13 protein-coding genes are annotated in these 15937 nt (G+C 54.1%); 7 read left to right on the forward strand and 6 right to left on the reverse strand.

Going from position 1 to position 15937, the window contains the following annotated elements:
- Nucleotides 1–314 precede the first annotated feature (314 nt).
- From JOE09_RS12430 to JOE09_RS12445, 4 genes are read left to right on the forward strand one after another with little or no spacing between them, the layout of a single operon-like run.
- Nucleotides 315–860, forward strand: a complete 546-nt coding sequence (locus JOE09_RS12430; protein ID WP_105592418.1) for a fimbrial protein — start codon at nt 315–317, stop codon at nt 858–860.
- Between the two features lie 57 nt (nt 861–917).
- Nucleotides 918–1604 (forward strand): fimbrial biogenesis chaperone, encoded by a 687-nt coding sequence (locus tag JOE09_RS12435; RefSeq protein ID WP_205065984.1) that lies wholly within the window; start codon nt 918–920, stop codon nt 1602–1604.
- 12 nt (nt 1605–1616) lie between these two features.
- The gene (locus tag JOE09_RS12440; protein ID WP_205065985.1) at nt 1617–4214 is read left to right on the forward strand and encodes a fimbria/pilus outer membrane usher protein; all 2598 of its coding nucleotides are present in this window, start codon (nt 1617–1619) and stop codon (nt 4212–4214) included.
- A 10-nt stretch (nt 4215–4224) separates the two neighbouring features.
- Nucleotides 4225–5289, forward strand: coding sequence for a fimbrial protein (locus tag JOE09_RS12445; RefSeq protein ID WP_239553044.1), 1065 nt, complete (start codon nt 4225–4227; stop codon nt 5287–5289).
- A gap of 81 nt (nt 5290–5370) precedes the next feature.
- On the opposite strand, the gene JOE09_RS12450 is transcribed toward JOE09_RS12445, so the two are convergent.
- From JOE09_RS12450 to JOE09_RS12470, 5 genes are read right to left on the reverse strand one after another with little or no spacing between them, the layout of a single operon-like run.
- The gene (locus tag JOE09_RS12450) at nt 5371–7050 is read right to left on the reverse strand and encodes a dipeptide ABC transporter ATP-binding protein (protein ID WP_205065987.1); all 1680 of its coding nucleotides are present in this window, start codon (nt 7048–7050) and stop codon (nt 5371–5373) included.
- On the reverse strand, nt 7037–8563 hold the full coding sequence (locus tag JOE09_RS12455) for a Sapep family Mn(2+)-dependent dipeptidase (RefSeq protein WP_205065988.1): 1527 nt from the start codon (nt 8561–8563) through the stop codon (nt 7037–7039). The genes JOE09_RS12450 and JOE09_RS12455 overlap by 14 nt, the downstream gene beginning before the upstream one ends.
- 26 nt (nt 8564–8589) lie before the next feature.
- Entirely contained in the window at nt 8590–9477 is an 888-nt protein-coding gene (locus JOE09_RS12460) for an ABC transporter permease (RefSeq protein WP_205065989.1), read from the reverse strand.
- The gene (locus tag JOE09_RS12465) at nt 9474–10439 is read right to left on the reverse strand and encodes an ABC transporter permease (RefSeq protein ID WP_205065990.1); all 966 of its coding nucleotides are present in this window, start codon (nt 10437–10439) and stop codon (nt 9474–9476) included. Before JOE09_RS12465 ends, JOE09_RS12460 begins: the two co-directional genes overlap by 4 nt.
- A gap of 57 nt (nt 10440–10496) precedes the next feature.
- A complete protein-coding gene (locus tag JOE09_RS12470) occupies nt 10497–12086 on the reverse strand; it encodes an ABC transporter substrate-binding protein (protein ID WP_205065991.1) in 1590 nt (529 codons plus the stop codon).
- Nucleotides 12087–12756: 670 nt separating this feature from the next.
- Between JOE09_RS12470 and JOE09_RS12475 the strand changes: the two genes are divergently transcribed.
- Complete coding sequence (locus JOE09_RS12475) at nt 12757–13506, forward strand: helix-turn-helix transcriptional regulator (protein ID WP_200546298.1); 750 nt, start codon at nt 12757–12759, stop codon at nt 13504–13506.
- Here the strand turns inward: JOE09_RS12475 and JOE09_RS12480 are convergent.
- Nucleotides 13478–14110 carry an acyl-homoserine-lactone synthase gene (locus JOE09_RS12480; protein ID WP_205065992.1) on the reverse strand — a complete coding sequence of 211 codons (633 nt, stop codon included), beginning with the start codon at nt 14108–14110 and terminating at the stop codon, nt 13478–13480. The two genes, JOE09_RS12475 and JOE09_RS12480, sit on opposite strands and share 29 nt — an antisense overlap.
- A 410-nt stretch (nt 14111–14520) precedes the next feature.
- Between JOE09_RS12480 and JOE09_RS12485 the strand changes: the two genes are divergently transcribed.
- Both JOE09_RS12485 and JOE09_RS12490 read left to right on the forward strand, forming a co-directional pair.
- Nucleotides 14521–15150 carry an ECs1377 family protein gene (locus tag JOE09_RS12485; protein ID WP_205065993.1) on the forward strand — a complete coding sequence of 210 codons (630 nt, stop codon included), beginning with the start codon at nt 14521–14523 and terminating at the stop codon, nt 15148–15150.
- Nucleotides 15151–15323: 173 nt separating this feature from the next.
- A complete protein-coding gene (locus JOE09_RS12490) occupies nt 15324–15935 on the forward strand; it encodes a TetR/AcrR family transcriptional regulator (protein WP_205065994.1) in 612 nt (203 codons plus the stop codon).
- Nucleotides 15936–15937: the final 2 nt, after the last annotated feature.

Genomic DNA, 15937 nt, shown 5'->3' on the forward strand with positions numbered 1-15937 from the left:
GGTTTGTTATTTCAATCTTTGCAAGAAGTAAGGAGTTTGTTTTTTGGTTGGGTGTGGTCGGCTGAATATTCCAAATATCATCCTGAATCTGGCATTTAACTATGGCTGTTGATTGCTTTTCTCTATCATGATTAACAATATGCTCGATTTAAACGATTTAACTTCTGTTGACCATCTGGTCTATATTGCGCCCGGCAATAAGTTCATCGAAGCAATACCCCTTTAAGGCAAGGAGTGCTATCGCTGAGTGTATGCTCGGTGCGGGAAAAATTACCGTTACTGAATCGATATTTTATTGTTCTATGGAGCTGTACATGAAAAAAGTATTACTGCCTTTAATGGCGATGGTATTGTCTGCAACCACTTACAATGCAATGGCCTCTCACGGCACTGTTAAATTCACCGGAGAAATCAAGCGTTCTGCTTGTGAAGTTACCGCCGATACTCAAAATAAAGAAGTGTATTTAGGGACCTACCCAACATCGGCATTTAAGAATATTGGCGATAAATCCGCCTCTAAAGGTTTCCAGGTTTCGATTAAAGATTGCGATCCGGGCGATTACACCATGCGTTTTGACGGTAATACTGTTCCAGGTCACTTTGAACTGCTGTCCGTAAGCGCCGAAGGCAATGAGGGGACTTCAGCCGCAACGGGTATTGGTATTGAGATCACTGACAACAACGGCAATGTATTGCCTATCGCGGACGGTTCTAACATTAGCGATAGCGTAGCAAAAGTGAATGTTCCTGTTGGACAGACCACCGCCGTATTTAATTTTCAGGCGCGCTACCGTTCATTTGGCGTTGTAACTCCCGGACTGGCTAACGCAACCAGCTCATTCACCATCGAATATAAATAACTCCTCTCCAGGACAACCCGGGCCAGGGATGGCCCATTAATAAACGCAAGGAAAGCGATGAAACAGTTCTTCGTTGCTCTGCTGATGCTGGGCGCTTTCAGCAGCTACGCCGGTATCCAGGTCGATGCCACCCGCGTGATTTACAAAGGCGCTGATAAATCGGCTTCATTACCCATCCAGAACGATGCTTCTGAAGCTTATATGGTGCAAACCTGGCTGGATACGGGAGATAAAAGTCAGGTCCCTAAAAACCTGCCCATCGTGGTCGTGCCGCCCATTTTGAAAATGGACGCGGGAAAGACGGCCATCCTGCGTTTTATCTATTCAGGAACAGGTTTACCTCAGGATAAAGAAACGCTGCTGTGGATTAACGTTCAGGAAATTCCACCCAGTCCCAAACTGGATAATGTTCTGCAGATTGCGGTACGTACCCGAATCAAACTTTTTTATCGCCCGGATTCTTTGAATACTTCACTTGAAAAACAGGTGAAAAAATTACGCTGGCAGCGAACCGATTCAGGTTTGCAGGTGATTAACGATGGGCCGTTGCATATTACCTTCGGTGTTCTGAAGCTGAAAAATCGCGCCGGAAAAACGGTTAACGTTGAGGCGAATATGATGAAACCCGGCGGCCGCCTGTCGTTTAAATTACCGGCAGATGTCAGCCTGAGTAAAGGTGTTTCCTTTAGCTATATCAATGACTTCGGCGGGAAAACAGAAGTCAGGGACGTTGCAGTACAATAAGAGAGACAGGGAATGGCATCTCAACGAAACGGGACCAATGGAATAAACACGCTGGCGCAGTCGATCCACATTGCGATCGCGGTTGCCAGCTTACCGCTGCTGTGGAGCAAGATTGCTACGGCAGATACTTTTAATATGTCATTTGTTCACGGTAGTGAAAACCGCAGTAGCGCCAGGGCTGTCGCTCAGGGTGAATCCATGCCACCTGGGACCTATCCTTTTGATATTTATCTCAACCTGAGCCAGGTCGATCATAAGCGTATCACTTTTCACCACGTGGGTGAAAAGGCAGCATCACTGCCCTGTCTGAAGGCCGGGGATCTGTTGAGCTATGCGATTAAACTGCCGAAAACGCTTCCTGAAGACCGCTGCGTGGATTTACCTGCGGTTATTCCCGGAGCCAGCGTAACCTATGATGCCGCGATTCAGCAGATTGATATTTCGGTGCCGCAGAACATGATGGAACAGCGCGCGCGCGGTGCGGTTCCGGTCAGTCTGTATGATGAAGGCATTAATGCCCTCTTTGCCAACTACACGGTTAACTACAGTAAAAACAATTACCGGCACAAAGATACTGACGACACTGAATATACGTTTGCGGGATTAGACAGCGGCCTGAACGTGGGTCCCCTGCGCCTGCGTAATAACTCGACGTTTGATAAGCAAAGCGGCAGCAGCGGGAACTGGAACAGTATTGCCACCTGGGCCGAAACCGATATTGTGCCGTGGCGCAGCCGTTTAGCAGCGGGGCAGGCAAGTACCAGCAACAGCGTATTTAACAGCTTCCAGTTTCGCGGCGTCCAGCTGTCCAGTGTTGACGAAATGCTTCCGGACAGTCTGCGCGGCTATGCGCCGGTGGTGCGCGGCGTGGCGGCAACCAATGCCCGCGTCGAAATACGCCAGAACGGCTACATCATCTATAGCGCTAACGTTGCTCCGGGGCCGTTTGAATTCAACGATATTTTCCCCTACAGCAATAACGGTGACCTGAGCGTAACGGTTAATGAAGCCGACGGTACGCATAAAAACTTTACGGTAGCCTATTCGTCGGTGGCGAATATGCTGCGCGAAGGGATCTGGAACTTCCAGTTCACCGCCGGGAAATATCACAGCGGCAACGGCGGCTATCAGCCCGAACTGCTTCAGGGGACCGTTGCTCTGGGTACGAAGTACAACCTGACTCCCTATGGCGGGGTGATTCTTGCCGAGCACTATCGTTCCGCTGCCGTCGGCGTTGGGAAAAACCTGGGAGATCTGGGCGCGGTTTCGGTCGACGGTTCGATCTCCGATACCGATCTGGCCAACGGCGACAGCAAGCAGGGGCAGAGTTTCCGTTTCCTGTATTCCAAGTCGCTGAACCAGGTGGGTACGACCTTCCAGCTGGCGGGCTATCGCTATGCTACCTCGGGTTATTACGATCTCAGCGATGCCGTGAGGGAACGCAGCAACTGGAAAAACGGCATTTATGCCGATGACTACTGGGACCCCACCGACGTGAAGCCGGGGGAAGCGACTCACCAGGAGAGTAAGAAACGAACCCGATACTCCTCGCGCTATGGTAATAAACGTCAGCGGGTTGAGCTCTCTCTGAATCAGCAGCTGTGGACCGGTGCCAGCCTGTATGCAAACGTGAGCCATCAAAATTACTGGGGTGACTCAGGCAGCGACCGTACGATCCAGGTGGGGTACAACGACGTTTATAAAAATATTTCCTACGGTGCTTACTGGCAGGATACGCATAGCCAGTACGGTTACTCTGACCACAGTATCAATTTCATCGTTTCTATTCCGCTGGGCTGGGGCAATGACAGTAATTCAACGACCGCTAACGTCAGCATGGCGCACAGTAAGCAAAGCGGAAACAGCTATAACACGGGCATAAGCGGCACGCTGCTCGACGATCATCGTATGAATTATGCGGTCTCCACCGGTCATACGCGCTCTTCGGGTCAGAACAGCAACCTGAATCTGGGCTACAACAGCAGCGTGGCTAACGTCGACGGCAGCTACTCTTACAGCCGCAGATACCAGCAGATGGGCGTGGGCATTGCCGGCGGCCTGCTGCTGCATTCCGGCGGCGCAACCCTGACTCAGCCGCTGCAAAACACCTTTATGCTGATCGAAGCGAAGGATGCCAAAGGCGTGCGGCTGGAAAACCAGCCCGGCGTGGCGATTGATAGCTTTGGCTACGCGGTCGTGCCTTCCGCTAACCCGTATCGCCTCAACTATGTCGCCCTCCGCACCAGCGACTTCGGGCCGGGGCTGGATGTGCCGGTGGCCAGTAAGCAGGTTGTTCCCGTGGAGAAAGCGATTGTGAAAGTGGCTTTTGATACGTTTAAAGGGGTCAGCCTGTTAATTCACTCGCGGCTGGCTAACGGTGACTATCCCGCGATAGGCGCCAGTGTGTTTAATGCTGAAGGCCGCAACAGCGGTACCGTTGGCCTTAACGGCGACGTCTACGTTTCTGGGGTGAAACCCGGCGAGACACTGACCGTCAGATGGGGCACAGCGGCCGACAGGCAGTGTGCATTACCGATACCTGAGAGTATCGGTAATCAGCAGGTGACCAGGGGTTATCAGGATATCTCGTTAGAATGCCAGGGACGTTAAGGTGCAAAACATGACCAGATTCAGGCGTAATGCCTTTCTGACCCTGCTGGGGCTGGCAGGGTTGTTGACGATGCAGCAGGCTTCGGCGATGCAGTGCCGCTACGGCAACGCGACGGGCAGCAGCATGCCGAGCGGCGGCGTAAGCCAGGACATCGACATCGGGCGACCGATCGTACTGGCCTCCAGCGACTTTGTTGCCAACAACGTTATCTGGCGCTCGCAAAATTTCACTACAACCTTTACCTGCTGGGACACCGGCGGTCAGGCTCAGGGCGAGCATGCCTGGATTTACTGGAACCCGAAAAACGGTTTTAGTGCGCTCGACCCTTCGCTTGCCGTTGGCGTTTCGATTAATGGTATTGATTACGATGCAATTAATCATCAGCAAAGCGTGGAACGCTCAACCGGGCCGAACCTCGGGTGGGGGACGGTGGCGAACGGGAGCGGTACGGCTGAGCCGCAGGCGATCACCCTCAGTTACTCGGTGTACCTTAAGGCGACCGGTATTCGCCCTCCTGCGGGTAATTTTGCACCGCTGCCGCAGGCGTCATTATTCCAGATTGACGGCGATAGCGGACTAAATCCCGTTCAGGGCCAGGCTTTTAACGCCCGACTAAAAGGGTTGGATAAAATTCGGGTGGTGCAGTGCAATCCACAAATTACCGTGAAGGCGAACAGCGGTTCCAGCGTCGATTTTGGTTTGCTGAACTCTTCCGGGGCGAAACCCGGCTCAGTGGCGAAGCAGGTGCCTTTTAATATTAAAGCCACCCTGACCGGCGGAGACTGTGCCGGGCAGTCGTTACAGGCCAGTTTTAGCAGCACGAATGCAGACCCGGCCAACGACACCTATATTTTGCCGGCTACCCGGCCCGGCGTGGCGATTTTCCTGACAAAGCAGAGTGATATGTCCAGAACGCCGATTCCGATGCAGACCACGGTTGATTTCGGCCAGGAACTGCAGGAAAAACAGACGGAAGTGACAGAAACTTTTCTCGCTAACCTGAAGTGGCTGACGGATAACCCGACGCCAGGGATCTTCAGCGCAACGGCGAATGTTGACGTCACCTTCAAGTAATCATCGTCATACCAGCATCAGCGCTACCAGCATAAACAGGCCGTTATGAGCATTCATAATGGCCTGAATAAATTTGTAGAGTCAGACAAAACCCACCTGTAATGCGGTTACCGGCAGTTCCTGAAATTCCGTGCGCAGCCGTCGTTTATCCTGCTGATAACGTGGATCGGCCAGTGGAATACTGTCGATTAGCCTGCGCGTGTAGTCGCTTTCCGGCCGCGTGAAGATGCGTTCCACGCTGCCCCGTTCCGCCACCTCGCCGTTTTTCAGTACCACAATTGACCGGCACAGGCTGCGTACCACCGCCAGATCATGGCTGATAAACAGACAGCCAAACTGATATTCCTGCTGCAGATTGCGCAGCAGGGCCAGAATTGCCTGCTGAATAGAAACATCCAGCGCCGAAGTCGGTTCATCGGCAATCAGGAGCTGTGGCCGTAGCGCAATGGCCCGCGCAATGGCAATACGCTGGCACTGGCCGCCGGAAAGCTCATACGGATATCTGTCCCGCCAGGCGGCAGGCAAACCGACCAGGTCGATCAGCGTGCTGACCCGTTTATCGAGCGCGGCGCGATCCAGCGAGGTGTGGGTTATCAGCGGCTCGGCGATCGACTGGCTGATGCTCATCTTCGGATTGAGAGAGCTTGCGGGGTTCTGGAAGATCGCCCCAATTTTGGCCCGGCTGGCCTTTGTGGTACGGTGCTTTGCATCGTAAAGCGGCTCTCCCGCCAGGCGGATGGTGCCGCCGTCCGGTTTGATCATGCCCAGCAGGCTGCGTCCGATGGTCGTTTTCCCCGAGCCGGATTCACCCAGCAGGCCTAGAAATTCCCCTTTGCCGATAGCAAAAGAGACATCGTTAACCACCGGATGCCGTCTGCCCAGCGTGGACGCATAGCTAATGTGCAAATGCTCAACCTGCAGCAGCGGCTCGGGCGGCGATGCGGCCGCGTGATGTCCTCCCGCCGCAGAAGGCACGGCGGCAAGCAGCTGTTGGGTATAGGCATGAGCTGGCACCGAGAACAGTGGCTCAACCGCGTTCTGTTCCACGACTCTGCCATGGCGCATAACCAGCACGCGGTGGGCGATATCCGCCACCACGCCCATATCATGGGTGATCAGCAACACCGCCATCTGATACTGCCGATTCAGGCTAAACAGCAGATCGAGGATCTCCTGCTGGGTAGTGACATCCAGCGCGGTGGTTGGCTCATCGGCAATCAGGATTTTTGGCCTTCCGGCCAGCGCAACGGCAATCATGATGCGCTGTATCTGGCCGCCGGAGAACTGATGCGGGTAGCTGCGCAGGCGTTTTTCCGCCTGGGGGATACCGGTCAGCGTCAGCAGCTCAACCGCCCGGGAGCGGCGCTGCGCGGCGGAAAGCTGCGGTTCGTACAGCGCAATCGCTTCATCCATTTGTCTGCCGATGGAAAATACCGGGTCCAGCGATGCGGAAGGGTCCTGGAAAATCATGGCAATTTCCCGGCCGCGCAGTGCCGCCAGCGATCGGCGGTCCAGATTCAGCAGGTCGCGATTCTGGTAAAGAATCTGCCCGGACAGCTGCGCGTTCCCCGGCAGCAGGCCGGGGATGGCCTGCGCAATGGCGGATTTACCCGCGCCGGATTCACCGATCACCGCCAGAATTTCACCGGCGGCCAGGGTAAACGATACGCCGTCCACCGCCTTCACCTCACCCTGATGGCCCGGATAAATGACCGACAGCTGATTAACGGCTAACAGCGGTACGGAGTTAGTGGACGCCATCAATCAGTCCCTGCTCCAGCCAGCTGTCCAGGCGGGGTATCGCTACCGCGTACACCTTAAACGCGCGCTTGAGGTTTTCAATCACCACAAACTCATCCGGACCGTGGGGAGAACCGTGACCGGCCGGAATAAACGCCGGTTTGGTGCGAACCGACTCGCCCTGGAACAGTTCGCCTTCAATGCGGCGGAAGCCCGGCCCAAAGGTGATCGAGTTCGGCAGGTAGCGCGCGTGGGTGCCGCCGCCCATGGAGTAAGGCTCAGTAATCACCTCGGCGATAGTGTCGTAGGTTTGCTGCAGGCGCTTCACCAGCTCGCTTTCTTTATCGACGTGGATTGGCGACGCATCGCTGGTGATACTCAGGGTGCCGTTCAGCGGGGCAATCGCTTCGCGCAGGGTTGCCAGCAGTGCGTCTTTGTCGGTCGCCAGCGGATAGCGGATATCCAGATGCAGATTCAGGCCGTTGTGATGTGGGGTAAGCAGGCCGCCGTTGAGCGTAAGCTTACCGGTTGGCGCATCTTCGGCCGCAAAACCGGCGCTGATGCCCCAGGGATCGGCCAGCAGCTGGCTGATAATTCGTGCAGCGGTCAGATCGTCCCCCTCCAGCAGGTTCGCGGCAAGCAGCGCATCCAGCAGCAGCGGGATTGCGTTGCGGGTATTTTCCGGGAACGCGGCGTGGCCGGACTGGCCGCGCGCCGTCAGCTGGACGTTTTGCTCAACGGCAGCAATTGCCAGCACCTGACGTTGCTCTTCCGGCAGGGCGGCAATCGCCTGCTCCAGCCGCGCCGCCTCGCTGGCGGGCAGCGTCAGCGTTGCCGTAGCGGGAACGGCATTCTCCGCCACGCCCGCGTTCACGCCTGTAAGCACCGATCCCACCGGAATATGCAGCACCAGATTCAGTCCGCCTTTCTGCGCGTGGTTCACCGGGAACGCGCCGTCGGTAATGATCGAAAAGCGCGGAACCGGGCCGTGCTCGGCGAAGTATTTAATGTCGGCCATGCCGATCTCTTCCGCTCCGCCGTAAACGATGCGCAGCTTGTGATGCAGCGGCACGCCGAGATCGCGGAAGGCGCGCAGCAGATAAAGATCCAGCAGCGCCGGGCCTTTGTTGTCTGACGATCCACGGCCAATGACAAAACCGTCTTTCTCAAACGGTTTAAACGGCTCGAAGGTCCAGTTATCCCCCGGCGGCACTACGTCGAGATGGGAAATCAGCCCCAGCTCCGGCACGCTATCCCGCGTATCGGCCAGTACCGAAATGGCGTAGCCGTCGTGCTGTTCGGTGGTGAAACCGTAGCTCTGCGCCTTGCGGATCACATGCTGGAAGACGTTCTCCACTTCCTGACCAAACGGTTTACCCGGTGCGGCGAGCTTCTCATCCCCAACGCTGGGAAAGGCGACCAGCTCCAGCAGATCCTGCACGAATTCCGCACGATGTTGATCGAACCAGTGTTCCAGTTTCTCGCTCAGCGCCAGTTCGTCCTGGCTCAGATGGTGATAGTTGTCAGTCGCCATTACACACTCCTGTTTGGGGAATCGGTTTAATTTAAGATGTCTTTTACCGGCACCGCCGGTCGTGGATTCAGTACGCGGGAAAGCCCTTCGCCGATAAAGTTGATCGCCAGTACCATCAGCACAATGGTCAGGCCGGGCGGCACCCACAGCCACCATTCGTAGTCGATAACCCGAATGCTTTGCGCGGCCGCCAGCATATTTCCCCAGGAGGGCTGCGGCTGCTTAACGCCGAGGCCGATAAAGCTCAGCGCGGCTTCCGCCAGAATCGCATTCGCCACGGCGAGGGTGAGGTTGATAATCAGCGGGGCACAGGCGTTACGCAGCAGATGGCGGAATACAACCGTGACGCCGCTGACGCCGATCGATTTCGCCGCAAAGACGTAGCCGCTTTCGCGCAGCGAGAGGAATTCTGCACGTACAAGGCGGGCAATGCCGGTCCAGTGCAGGATGCCGATAATAAAAATCACGTTCCACGAGCTGGCACCCATAATCGCCGCGAGGGTGATGGCCAGAGCGTAAAACGGGAAGCACATAATGATATCGGTCAGGCGCATGATCAGCGTATCCACCACGCCGCCTTTATATCCGGCCAGGCTGCCCAGGGTAATGCCGATTGCACCCTGAAAAATGACCGCCGCCAGCGCCACAAATAGCGATACTCTGCCGCCGTAAAGCAGGCGGGACAGCACATCACGGCCGATTTCATCGGTGCCAAGCAGGTGCCCGTCCCCCGGTGGTGCTTCGATTGCCATCAGGTCGATATCGTCCGGATGGAAGGCGACCAGCCACGGCGCACTGAGCGAAGCCAGAGTCAGCAGCAGCAAAATCACCAGTCCGGTGAGGAAATAGCAATCGCGCAGCAGGGGATGGCCTGCGCGACCAGCGGTAAGGTTCAGGGTATCGGGTGTCGTCATTGGCTGAGCCTGATGCGCGGATCGACCAGCGCATAGAGAATATCGACCAGGAAATTGGTCACCAGAGTAATCACCGCCAGAAACAGCACGATACCCATCAGCAGCGAGTAGTCGCGTGCCTGGATCGCATCAAAACTCAGGCGGCCGATACCGGGCCAGTTAAAGATGATTTCCGTCAGCAGTGTGGCCGACAGCAGCGAAGGGATTTCCATGCCGACCACGGTAATCAGCGGCCTGGCGGCGTTTTTAACCAGATGGGGGAAAATCACCCGCGAGCGGCTTACCCCACGTGCAAACAGCGCCTTCACAAAGTGTTGATTGATTAACTCACTGATGCCCGAACGCAGATAGCGGCTGAATATCCCGATATTGGCAACGGCCAGCGCCATTGCAGGCAGGAACAAATGGCTGAGCACGTCCAGCAGGTGCTGTACGCCGCTGTAGCTGCTGCCCAGCGTGGTGGCCCCCGATACCGGGAACCACTTCAAATTCATGGCAAAAACCTTAACCAGCAGAATGGCGATAAAAAACACCGGGACGGACACCACAACAAAGTAGAGCAGTGAAATGGCCGTATCCACCTTTCCACCACGGTGTAGTCCAAGGTAAATACCCAGTGGAAAAGCGATCAGCAGGGTTAAAAATAGCGAACTGACCGCCAGTAACACCGTATTCACTATCCGTTCCTGAATCAGCATCAGGACCGGCGCACCGCTCTGCGTTGAGTAACCAAAATCACCCACAAAGGCGTGCGATGCCCAGCGCAGGTACTGAATCCAGATCGGATCGAGATAGCCCGCCTGACGCAGCAGCTCCTGCTTCTGTTCCGGAGTGGTTTCCGGTGCGATCATACCGACGAACGGATCGCCAGGCTGAAGCTTAATAAGGAAGAACACCACCACCGAAATTCCGATCAGCACGGGAATGAGGATCAACAGTCGGTGTAATACGTAGCGCAGCATAGCGATTCCTGATTAGCGTTGATGCCGTGGCTTGGGGTGCCACGGCTGCGGCGGGCGTTATTGCTGATTAACCGTCCACTGCGTGACATCGGCAAACGGCTCGTAGGGGTAAGCGCTGTAGTGGCTGACCCGCTTGCTGAGCGCGTAGCCCTGATTCGGGATATAAAGCCACACGTGCGGCACCTGCTGATTAACCTCTTTCAGCCAGTCACCGATGCTGGTTTTCAGCTTTTCGGCATCCACGGTGGTATTAAACTGCTCTGCGAGGGCATCCAGCTTCGGCGTGGAGAAACGTTCCCACCAGAAGTTGTTTTCATACAGCCCCGGCCTGAAGGTGCCGCCCATCAGCACGCCGTCGTAAACTTTGTTTTTATCCTGCAGGATGGCCAGCGTGGCATTGAAGTCCGCTACGTTCAGCACCACGTTGATGCCGATCTTTTTCAGGTTCTGCTGGATAATCGGCGCGGTTAATTCGCGGGTGCGGTTGCCGGTCGGATAATTCAGGGTAAAGGTCAGATTCTGGCCATTTTTATCCACGATGCCATCACCGTTAGTATCGCTCCAGCCCGCTTCTTTTAATAATTCCTGTGCCTTTTTCGGATCGTAAGAATAGGTGTTAAGGTCCTTCGGATAATACTGACTCTGCGGATGATCTTTGGTATTAAATACCAGCCCATGACCGAAAAGTAATTTATCAACAATCAGCTGGCGGTCGATGCCGTAAGCCAGCGCCTGGCGCACGCGCGGATCGCTGAGATTAGGGTTTCGCGTATCCAGGCTTAAATATTGTGCGGTGACGCCAGGCTGTTCAACAATACGGATTCCTGCTTTCTGATACGTTTCTACATCACGTTTGTTCCACGATGACAGCTCCGCAATATCGACATCGCCGTTGATTAATTCATTCTGTACCGTCTGGGCATTGGAGACTTTAAAAATAAAGGTTTTAATCTTCGGTGCACCGCCGAAATAATCGTCATTACGCTCCAGTTTGACATATTGGTCGGAGACGAACTCAACGAATTTATACGGCCCTGTTCCGACCGGATTACGCAGCAGTGAGGTCGCGGTATTCCACTCTTTTACCGGAATAGCGTTCCAGATGTGTTTCGCCAGCACCGGGCGATCGGCGAAGTGGGCAAAGGCCGCGGCGTACGGCGCAGTGAAGGAGAAGCTGACCGTTTGCGGATCAATGACCTTTATTCCGGCGAGATCGGCACTTTTACCGCTATGGTAATCCTCATAGCCGACCAGATGCTTAACGAAATCAGGCTGGTCGCGTGGGAAGTCTGGTGCCGCCTCTGAGCCATAGGTAAAGGCGACATCCTCGGCGGTAAACGGTTTGCCGTCGTGCCATTTCACGCCCTGACGCAGGTGCAGCGTCAGCGTTTTTCCGTCGTCAGAATAATCATAGCGCTCGGCCAGTGACGGCTGTGGATTTTGCTTTTTATCCAGGGTAAACAGGCGGCCAAAGACGTTAAAAATGACCGCGCGATCGTAGTCGGTGAAATAAAGCGTCGGGTTAAAGGTTCCGTTCGGATTACTCCAGATGGCATAGCGAATCACGCTATTGTCGCTGGCGGCGGAGGCGTTAAATGCGCTTATTCCTACAGCAGCAATAAAAATGGCTTTTGATAATGCTTTCATTAAAACCCCGGATGGTGTTATTTATTATTTTTTAATAACGCAAAGTGTTTCATCAATGGGAATAACTTTCAGGTGATTATTTGAAGTCGCCTGAAGTTGATTGGTTAATTTTTCAGGTGCCGAATGTTCAAACTCCTGAATAAGAGACATAAAAGCATGGTGCTGTAATTAAAACTAACAGAAGGGAAGGGATGCAGGCAAATGCGGAAAAAGGCTTAAAATATCTGATAATTGGATTAGGGGGTAACCTGGCAGGAGGAGACTTCTGCTGATTACAGCGATATGAAAGCGTTCAAAATTCAGCCATAGCAGGCCGCTGGTGTAGCAGAATACGCCGGGTATACGTGAGAATCACGATCATCTGCTCGGGCATGAGGTGTTTAGGATGATGAGCAGTCTGATGGTGGTTTGATCGGGCTTTTAAGCGGTGATAGCATGGGATTTCCGGTCAGCGATGACTTTATACTGATGCCTCGTCTGACCGGAATTTTTTCCTGGTGTTGGCTGTCTTAGCGACCTGGCCCAATAGGTCAGGTTTTTTAATGCTTTAACAACGGGGATGAGTGTAACCTTTAGGGGTTTATTTGTAATTGGTTCTTAAGTATTGTAATGCCTATACTAAAGTGCAGGTACTGTTCTAACGCTGCCTCAGAATTCGCATGGAGCTCGAATGTTTTCTTTCTTCGATGAAAACCAAACAGTAACGGATACTCTTCAGGCCTATATACAGAGAAAACTCTTTCCTTACGGCAACCCTGCGTATGCCTTTACCGTTGTCAGTAAGAAAAACCCTTCAGATGTCCTTATTATTTCCAGCTATCCCGATGAGTGGGTGAATCTGTATCGCTCCAATAACTTCCAGCTTACGGACCCGGTTATCCTTAGTGCCTTTAAACGAACTTCGCCTTTTGCCTGGGATGAGAACATTACCCTGATGTCAGATCTCAGGTTCACAAAAATTTTCTCACTCTCAAAGCAGTACAATATTTTGAACGGCTTCACCTTCGTACTGCACGATCATATGAATAACCTTGCGCTGCTGTCGCTGATCATTGACGGTAACGATCAGGGAGCGCTGGAGCAGCGCCTGTCCACCGGGCAGGGCGAGCTACAGATGCTGCTGATTGATTTTAATGAGCAGATGTACCGGCTGGCTGGCTTAAATGCCGAGAGGACCCAGGCAAAGCGTGAGGGCGCAGAGCGGGCGATGTTTACTCTGCGAGAGAACGAGGTGCTTTACTGGTCGAGCATGGGAAAAACGTATGCAGAGATTGCGGCTATCACCGGCATTTCGGTCAGTACGGTAAAGTTTCATATAAAAAATGTAGTGGCCAAGCTTGGGGTCAGTAACGCCCGGCAGGCTATCCGGCTGGGCGTTGAATTGGATCTCATCAGACCGGCAGCTTCAGCGGCCAGATAGCCAGGGATTGTTCATCGCAGGCCGCGCGGCTAAGAAACTTTTTCGACAACATTGCTCTGTCCTTGTTTTCTGCGGGTAGCGTTAACAGATAAATCCGCTCTTTTTCGCTGAGATACGCTTCCTTGAGTACGGTGATATCCCATCCAGAGCGCCGTAAAACCGTCAGCATCGGGCGGCTTACGATGGTATAAATCCTGGCATAATCATGACGCTGCGCCCAATTAACCATCGCCAAAAACAGCGCCTGACTCACCGGATAGTGTTCACCCAGCAGCTGGCGCGCACGGGCTTTATCAACAAAAAATCGGCTGGATTCAGTACCGTACTCGGGGAGTGCGACAGTGTTAAAGCTGGCATTAAAGGTGTGCGTAATCATATTCGGGCGCTTAAGGGCAATAAAGCGTACGCTGCACACCAGCTGACCTTGATAAACACCGAGAATATAACGGGTTCCCGGCTCATCAAACTCATCTGATTCCATTCCCTGGCTGCACACAACGTCCCACCCAAGGCGATCGCTGAAGGTTGTTTTCCTCAGTTTATAGAGCTCTTCAGAGCGAGTGGTTTTCAACTCTTCATAACTAACGTCAAACAGTTCAAGCATTCCTTATCCCCCTAAAAAAAATCCGCAGCTCTTCTTGCCGCTTCCCACAGGATTCTACAAATTTTTTAACGTTCCGTTCAGTGTAAAAACAATTTATGGCGTAAAAGTGATTTTATGCTAGCGAAGATAGATGTTTAACCCACTGCGAGTGTTCCTGCAGCAAAAACCTTAAATTTCAGACGCAGAACGTCAGGAAACAGGTATAAACCATGGCTGACGCTCGGCTTTTTGGGCAGGAGAAAGGGCTAACCTGCTGAAAAATGGCTAAGCGCTATAACGAAAAAAATTAACGTTTTTTATCGTCCAACCCCGGTTGCGGCGGGATTTTCCGCCAGCCAAGCTTCCGCTTGTACCCCGCTGTTGGTAAAGTGAACAACCGATGCTGAAACGTAGCCAGAAGGGAATTCAGAGTGGCCGGAAGAATAGATTATCAGATTGAAAAATACAGCTTTACCGAGCTTAACGAGCCGCCGCATCTTACCCGGCAGTGGGCTGAAGTCACTGAACAATGCCGTGAGGTACACGCCGGGGTTGAAGAACGACTGCGGCTGGCCCTGCAAAACGTGGACTACGTTACCAGTTTCGAACTGCCGTTCCGGCTGCTGCTGATCCGCGCCCCGCAGCTGATCGCCAGCGTGCGCGAAACGCTTCCCGTACGGCAGAAAAACGTCATTTTCAACGGCAAGCGATTCGGCTGTGTTTACAGCCTCAAAACCGAACTGAGCGCGATCCCGGACGCATTCCAGTACCGCTTATCAACGCGCATCCGGCGTGAAGATGCCACAGGTAATTCGGCGGCACCCTTTCAGCAGATTGCCAAAGACACCAAAGCACCGCGCGATCGCCTGAGGGCCGCGCTGGAAAGCGGGCTACAGGTCACGGTGCTTGATGGCATGTTCTGGTTCGGCATTCAGCGTATGGCGGCGGATATTCAGCGGCTGAGAAAGAGCGGAATGAGGATTGCGACGGGGGAAACCGAGATCTTTGACAGCCTGACCGGCACGCTGCGTCGGGTGCCGGTGTATCGGCTGGCGGGCTGATAATTCAACGTTTTTGCGAGCGTAATCATGGCCTGGCTGAGTTAATCGGAAATCGCCAGTCCTGATGTTGTGCCTGCTCCTGAACATATCGTGCAATCTTCCAGTTTACAGGTATCCATGTCGCGACGGAAATTCATCATTGGTTAGGGAATGATTGTTTCCTATGATGCGCTATGCAAAAAAAATCCCGAACCATCACTGCTGGCCGCCCGCGCGAGTTCAACACCGACCTCGCGCTTGAGAATGCCATCCATCATTTCAGCGTCCATGGCTATCATGGCAGCTCAATCAGCGACCTGAACGCGGCGCTGGGGCTGACCACGGGCAGTATTTATAAAGCCTGGGGCGATAAACACGGGCTGCTGATGGCCGCCCTGGAACGCTACATCGAGCTGCGCTCGGCGGCAGTGGGGCAACTGCTCAGCGCTGCGCCCAACGGCCTGGCAAAGCTTGAGGCGCTGCTCGGCCACTACGCCGATATCAGCAGTGGAAATTCCGGTGAGGTCGGCTGCCTGGTGGTGGAAACGGCCATGGAGCTGTCGGCAAGCGATGAGGTCATTGCCGCACGGCTGGCCCGCCAGGAAGCCAGCCGCCGGGCCCAGTTTACGGCGCTATTGCAGGAGGCGGAGCGCGACGGCTCGCTGCCAAAACAGGATGATATCGCCAGCTGCGCCGACCTGCTGATTGCCATGACCCAGGGAATGCGCGTGCTGGGTAAATCCGGCAGCTCGCGTGAGCGAATGCAGGGGATTGCCGATAAGGCGATTTCGCTGCTTCAGCACTAGCC

It is taken from the genome of Pantoea coffeiphila (assembly GCF_016909495.1).
Classification (GTDB): domain Bacteria; phylum Pseudomonadota; class Gammaproteobacteria; order Enterobacterales; family Enterobacteriaceae; genus Erwinia; species Erwinia coffeiphila.

Excerpts from the sequence above, each read along its gene's own strand:
- JOE09_RS12430 (WP_105592418.1), top strand. The coding sequence starts at position 315 with ATGAAAAAAGTATTACTGCCTTTAATGGCGATGGTATTGTCTGCAACC.
- JOE09_RS12435 (WP_205065984.1), top strand. The coding sequence starts at position 918 with ATGAAACAGTTCTTCGTTGCTCTGCTGATGCTGGGCGCTTTCAGCAGC.
- JOE09_RS12440 (WP_205065985.1), top strand. The coding sequence starts at position 1,617 with ATGGCATCTCAACGAAACGGGACCAATGGAATAAACACGCTGGCGCAG.
- JOE09_RS12445 (WP_239553044.1), top strand. The coding sequence starts at position 4,225 with ATGACCAGATTCAGGCGTAATGCCTTTCTGACCCTGCTGGGGCTGGCA.
- JOE09_RS12450 (WP_205065987.1), bottom strand. The coding sequence starts at position 7,050 with ATGGCGTCCACTAACTCCGTACCGCTGTTAGCCGTTAATCAGCTGTCG.
- JOE09_RS12455 (WP_205065988.1), bottom strand. The coding sequence starts at position 8,563 with ATGGCGACTGACAACTATCACCATCTGAGCCAGGACGAACTGGCGCTG.
- JOE09_RS12460 (WP_205065989.1), bottom strand. The coding sequence starts at position 9,477 with ATGACGACACCCGATACCCTGAACCTTACCGCTGGTCGCGCAGGCCAT.
- JOE09_RS12465 (WP_205065990.1), bottom strand. The coding sequence starts at position 10,439 with ATGCTGCGCTACGTATTACACCGACTGTTGATCCTCATTCCCGTGCTG.
- JOE09_RS12470 (WP_205065991.1), bottom strand. The coding sequence starts at position 12,086 with ATGAAAGCATTATCAAAAGCCATTTTTATTGCTGCTGTAGGAATAAGC.
- JOE09_RS12475 (WP_200546298.1), top strand. The coding sequence starts at position 12,757 with ATGTTTTCTTTCTTCGATGAAAACCAAACAGTAACGGATACTCTTCAG.
- JOE09_RS12480 (WP_205065992.1), bottom strand. The coding sequence starts at position 14,110 with ATGCTTGAACTGTTTGACGTTAGTTATGAAGAGTTGAAAACCACTCGC.
- JOE09_RS12490 (WP_205065994.1), top strand. The coding sequence starts at position 15,324 with ATGCAAAAAAAATCCCGAACCATCACTGCTGGCCGCCCGCGCGAGTTC.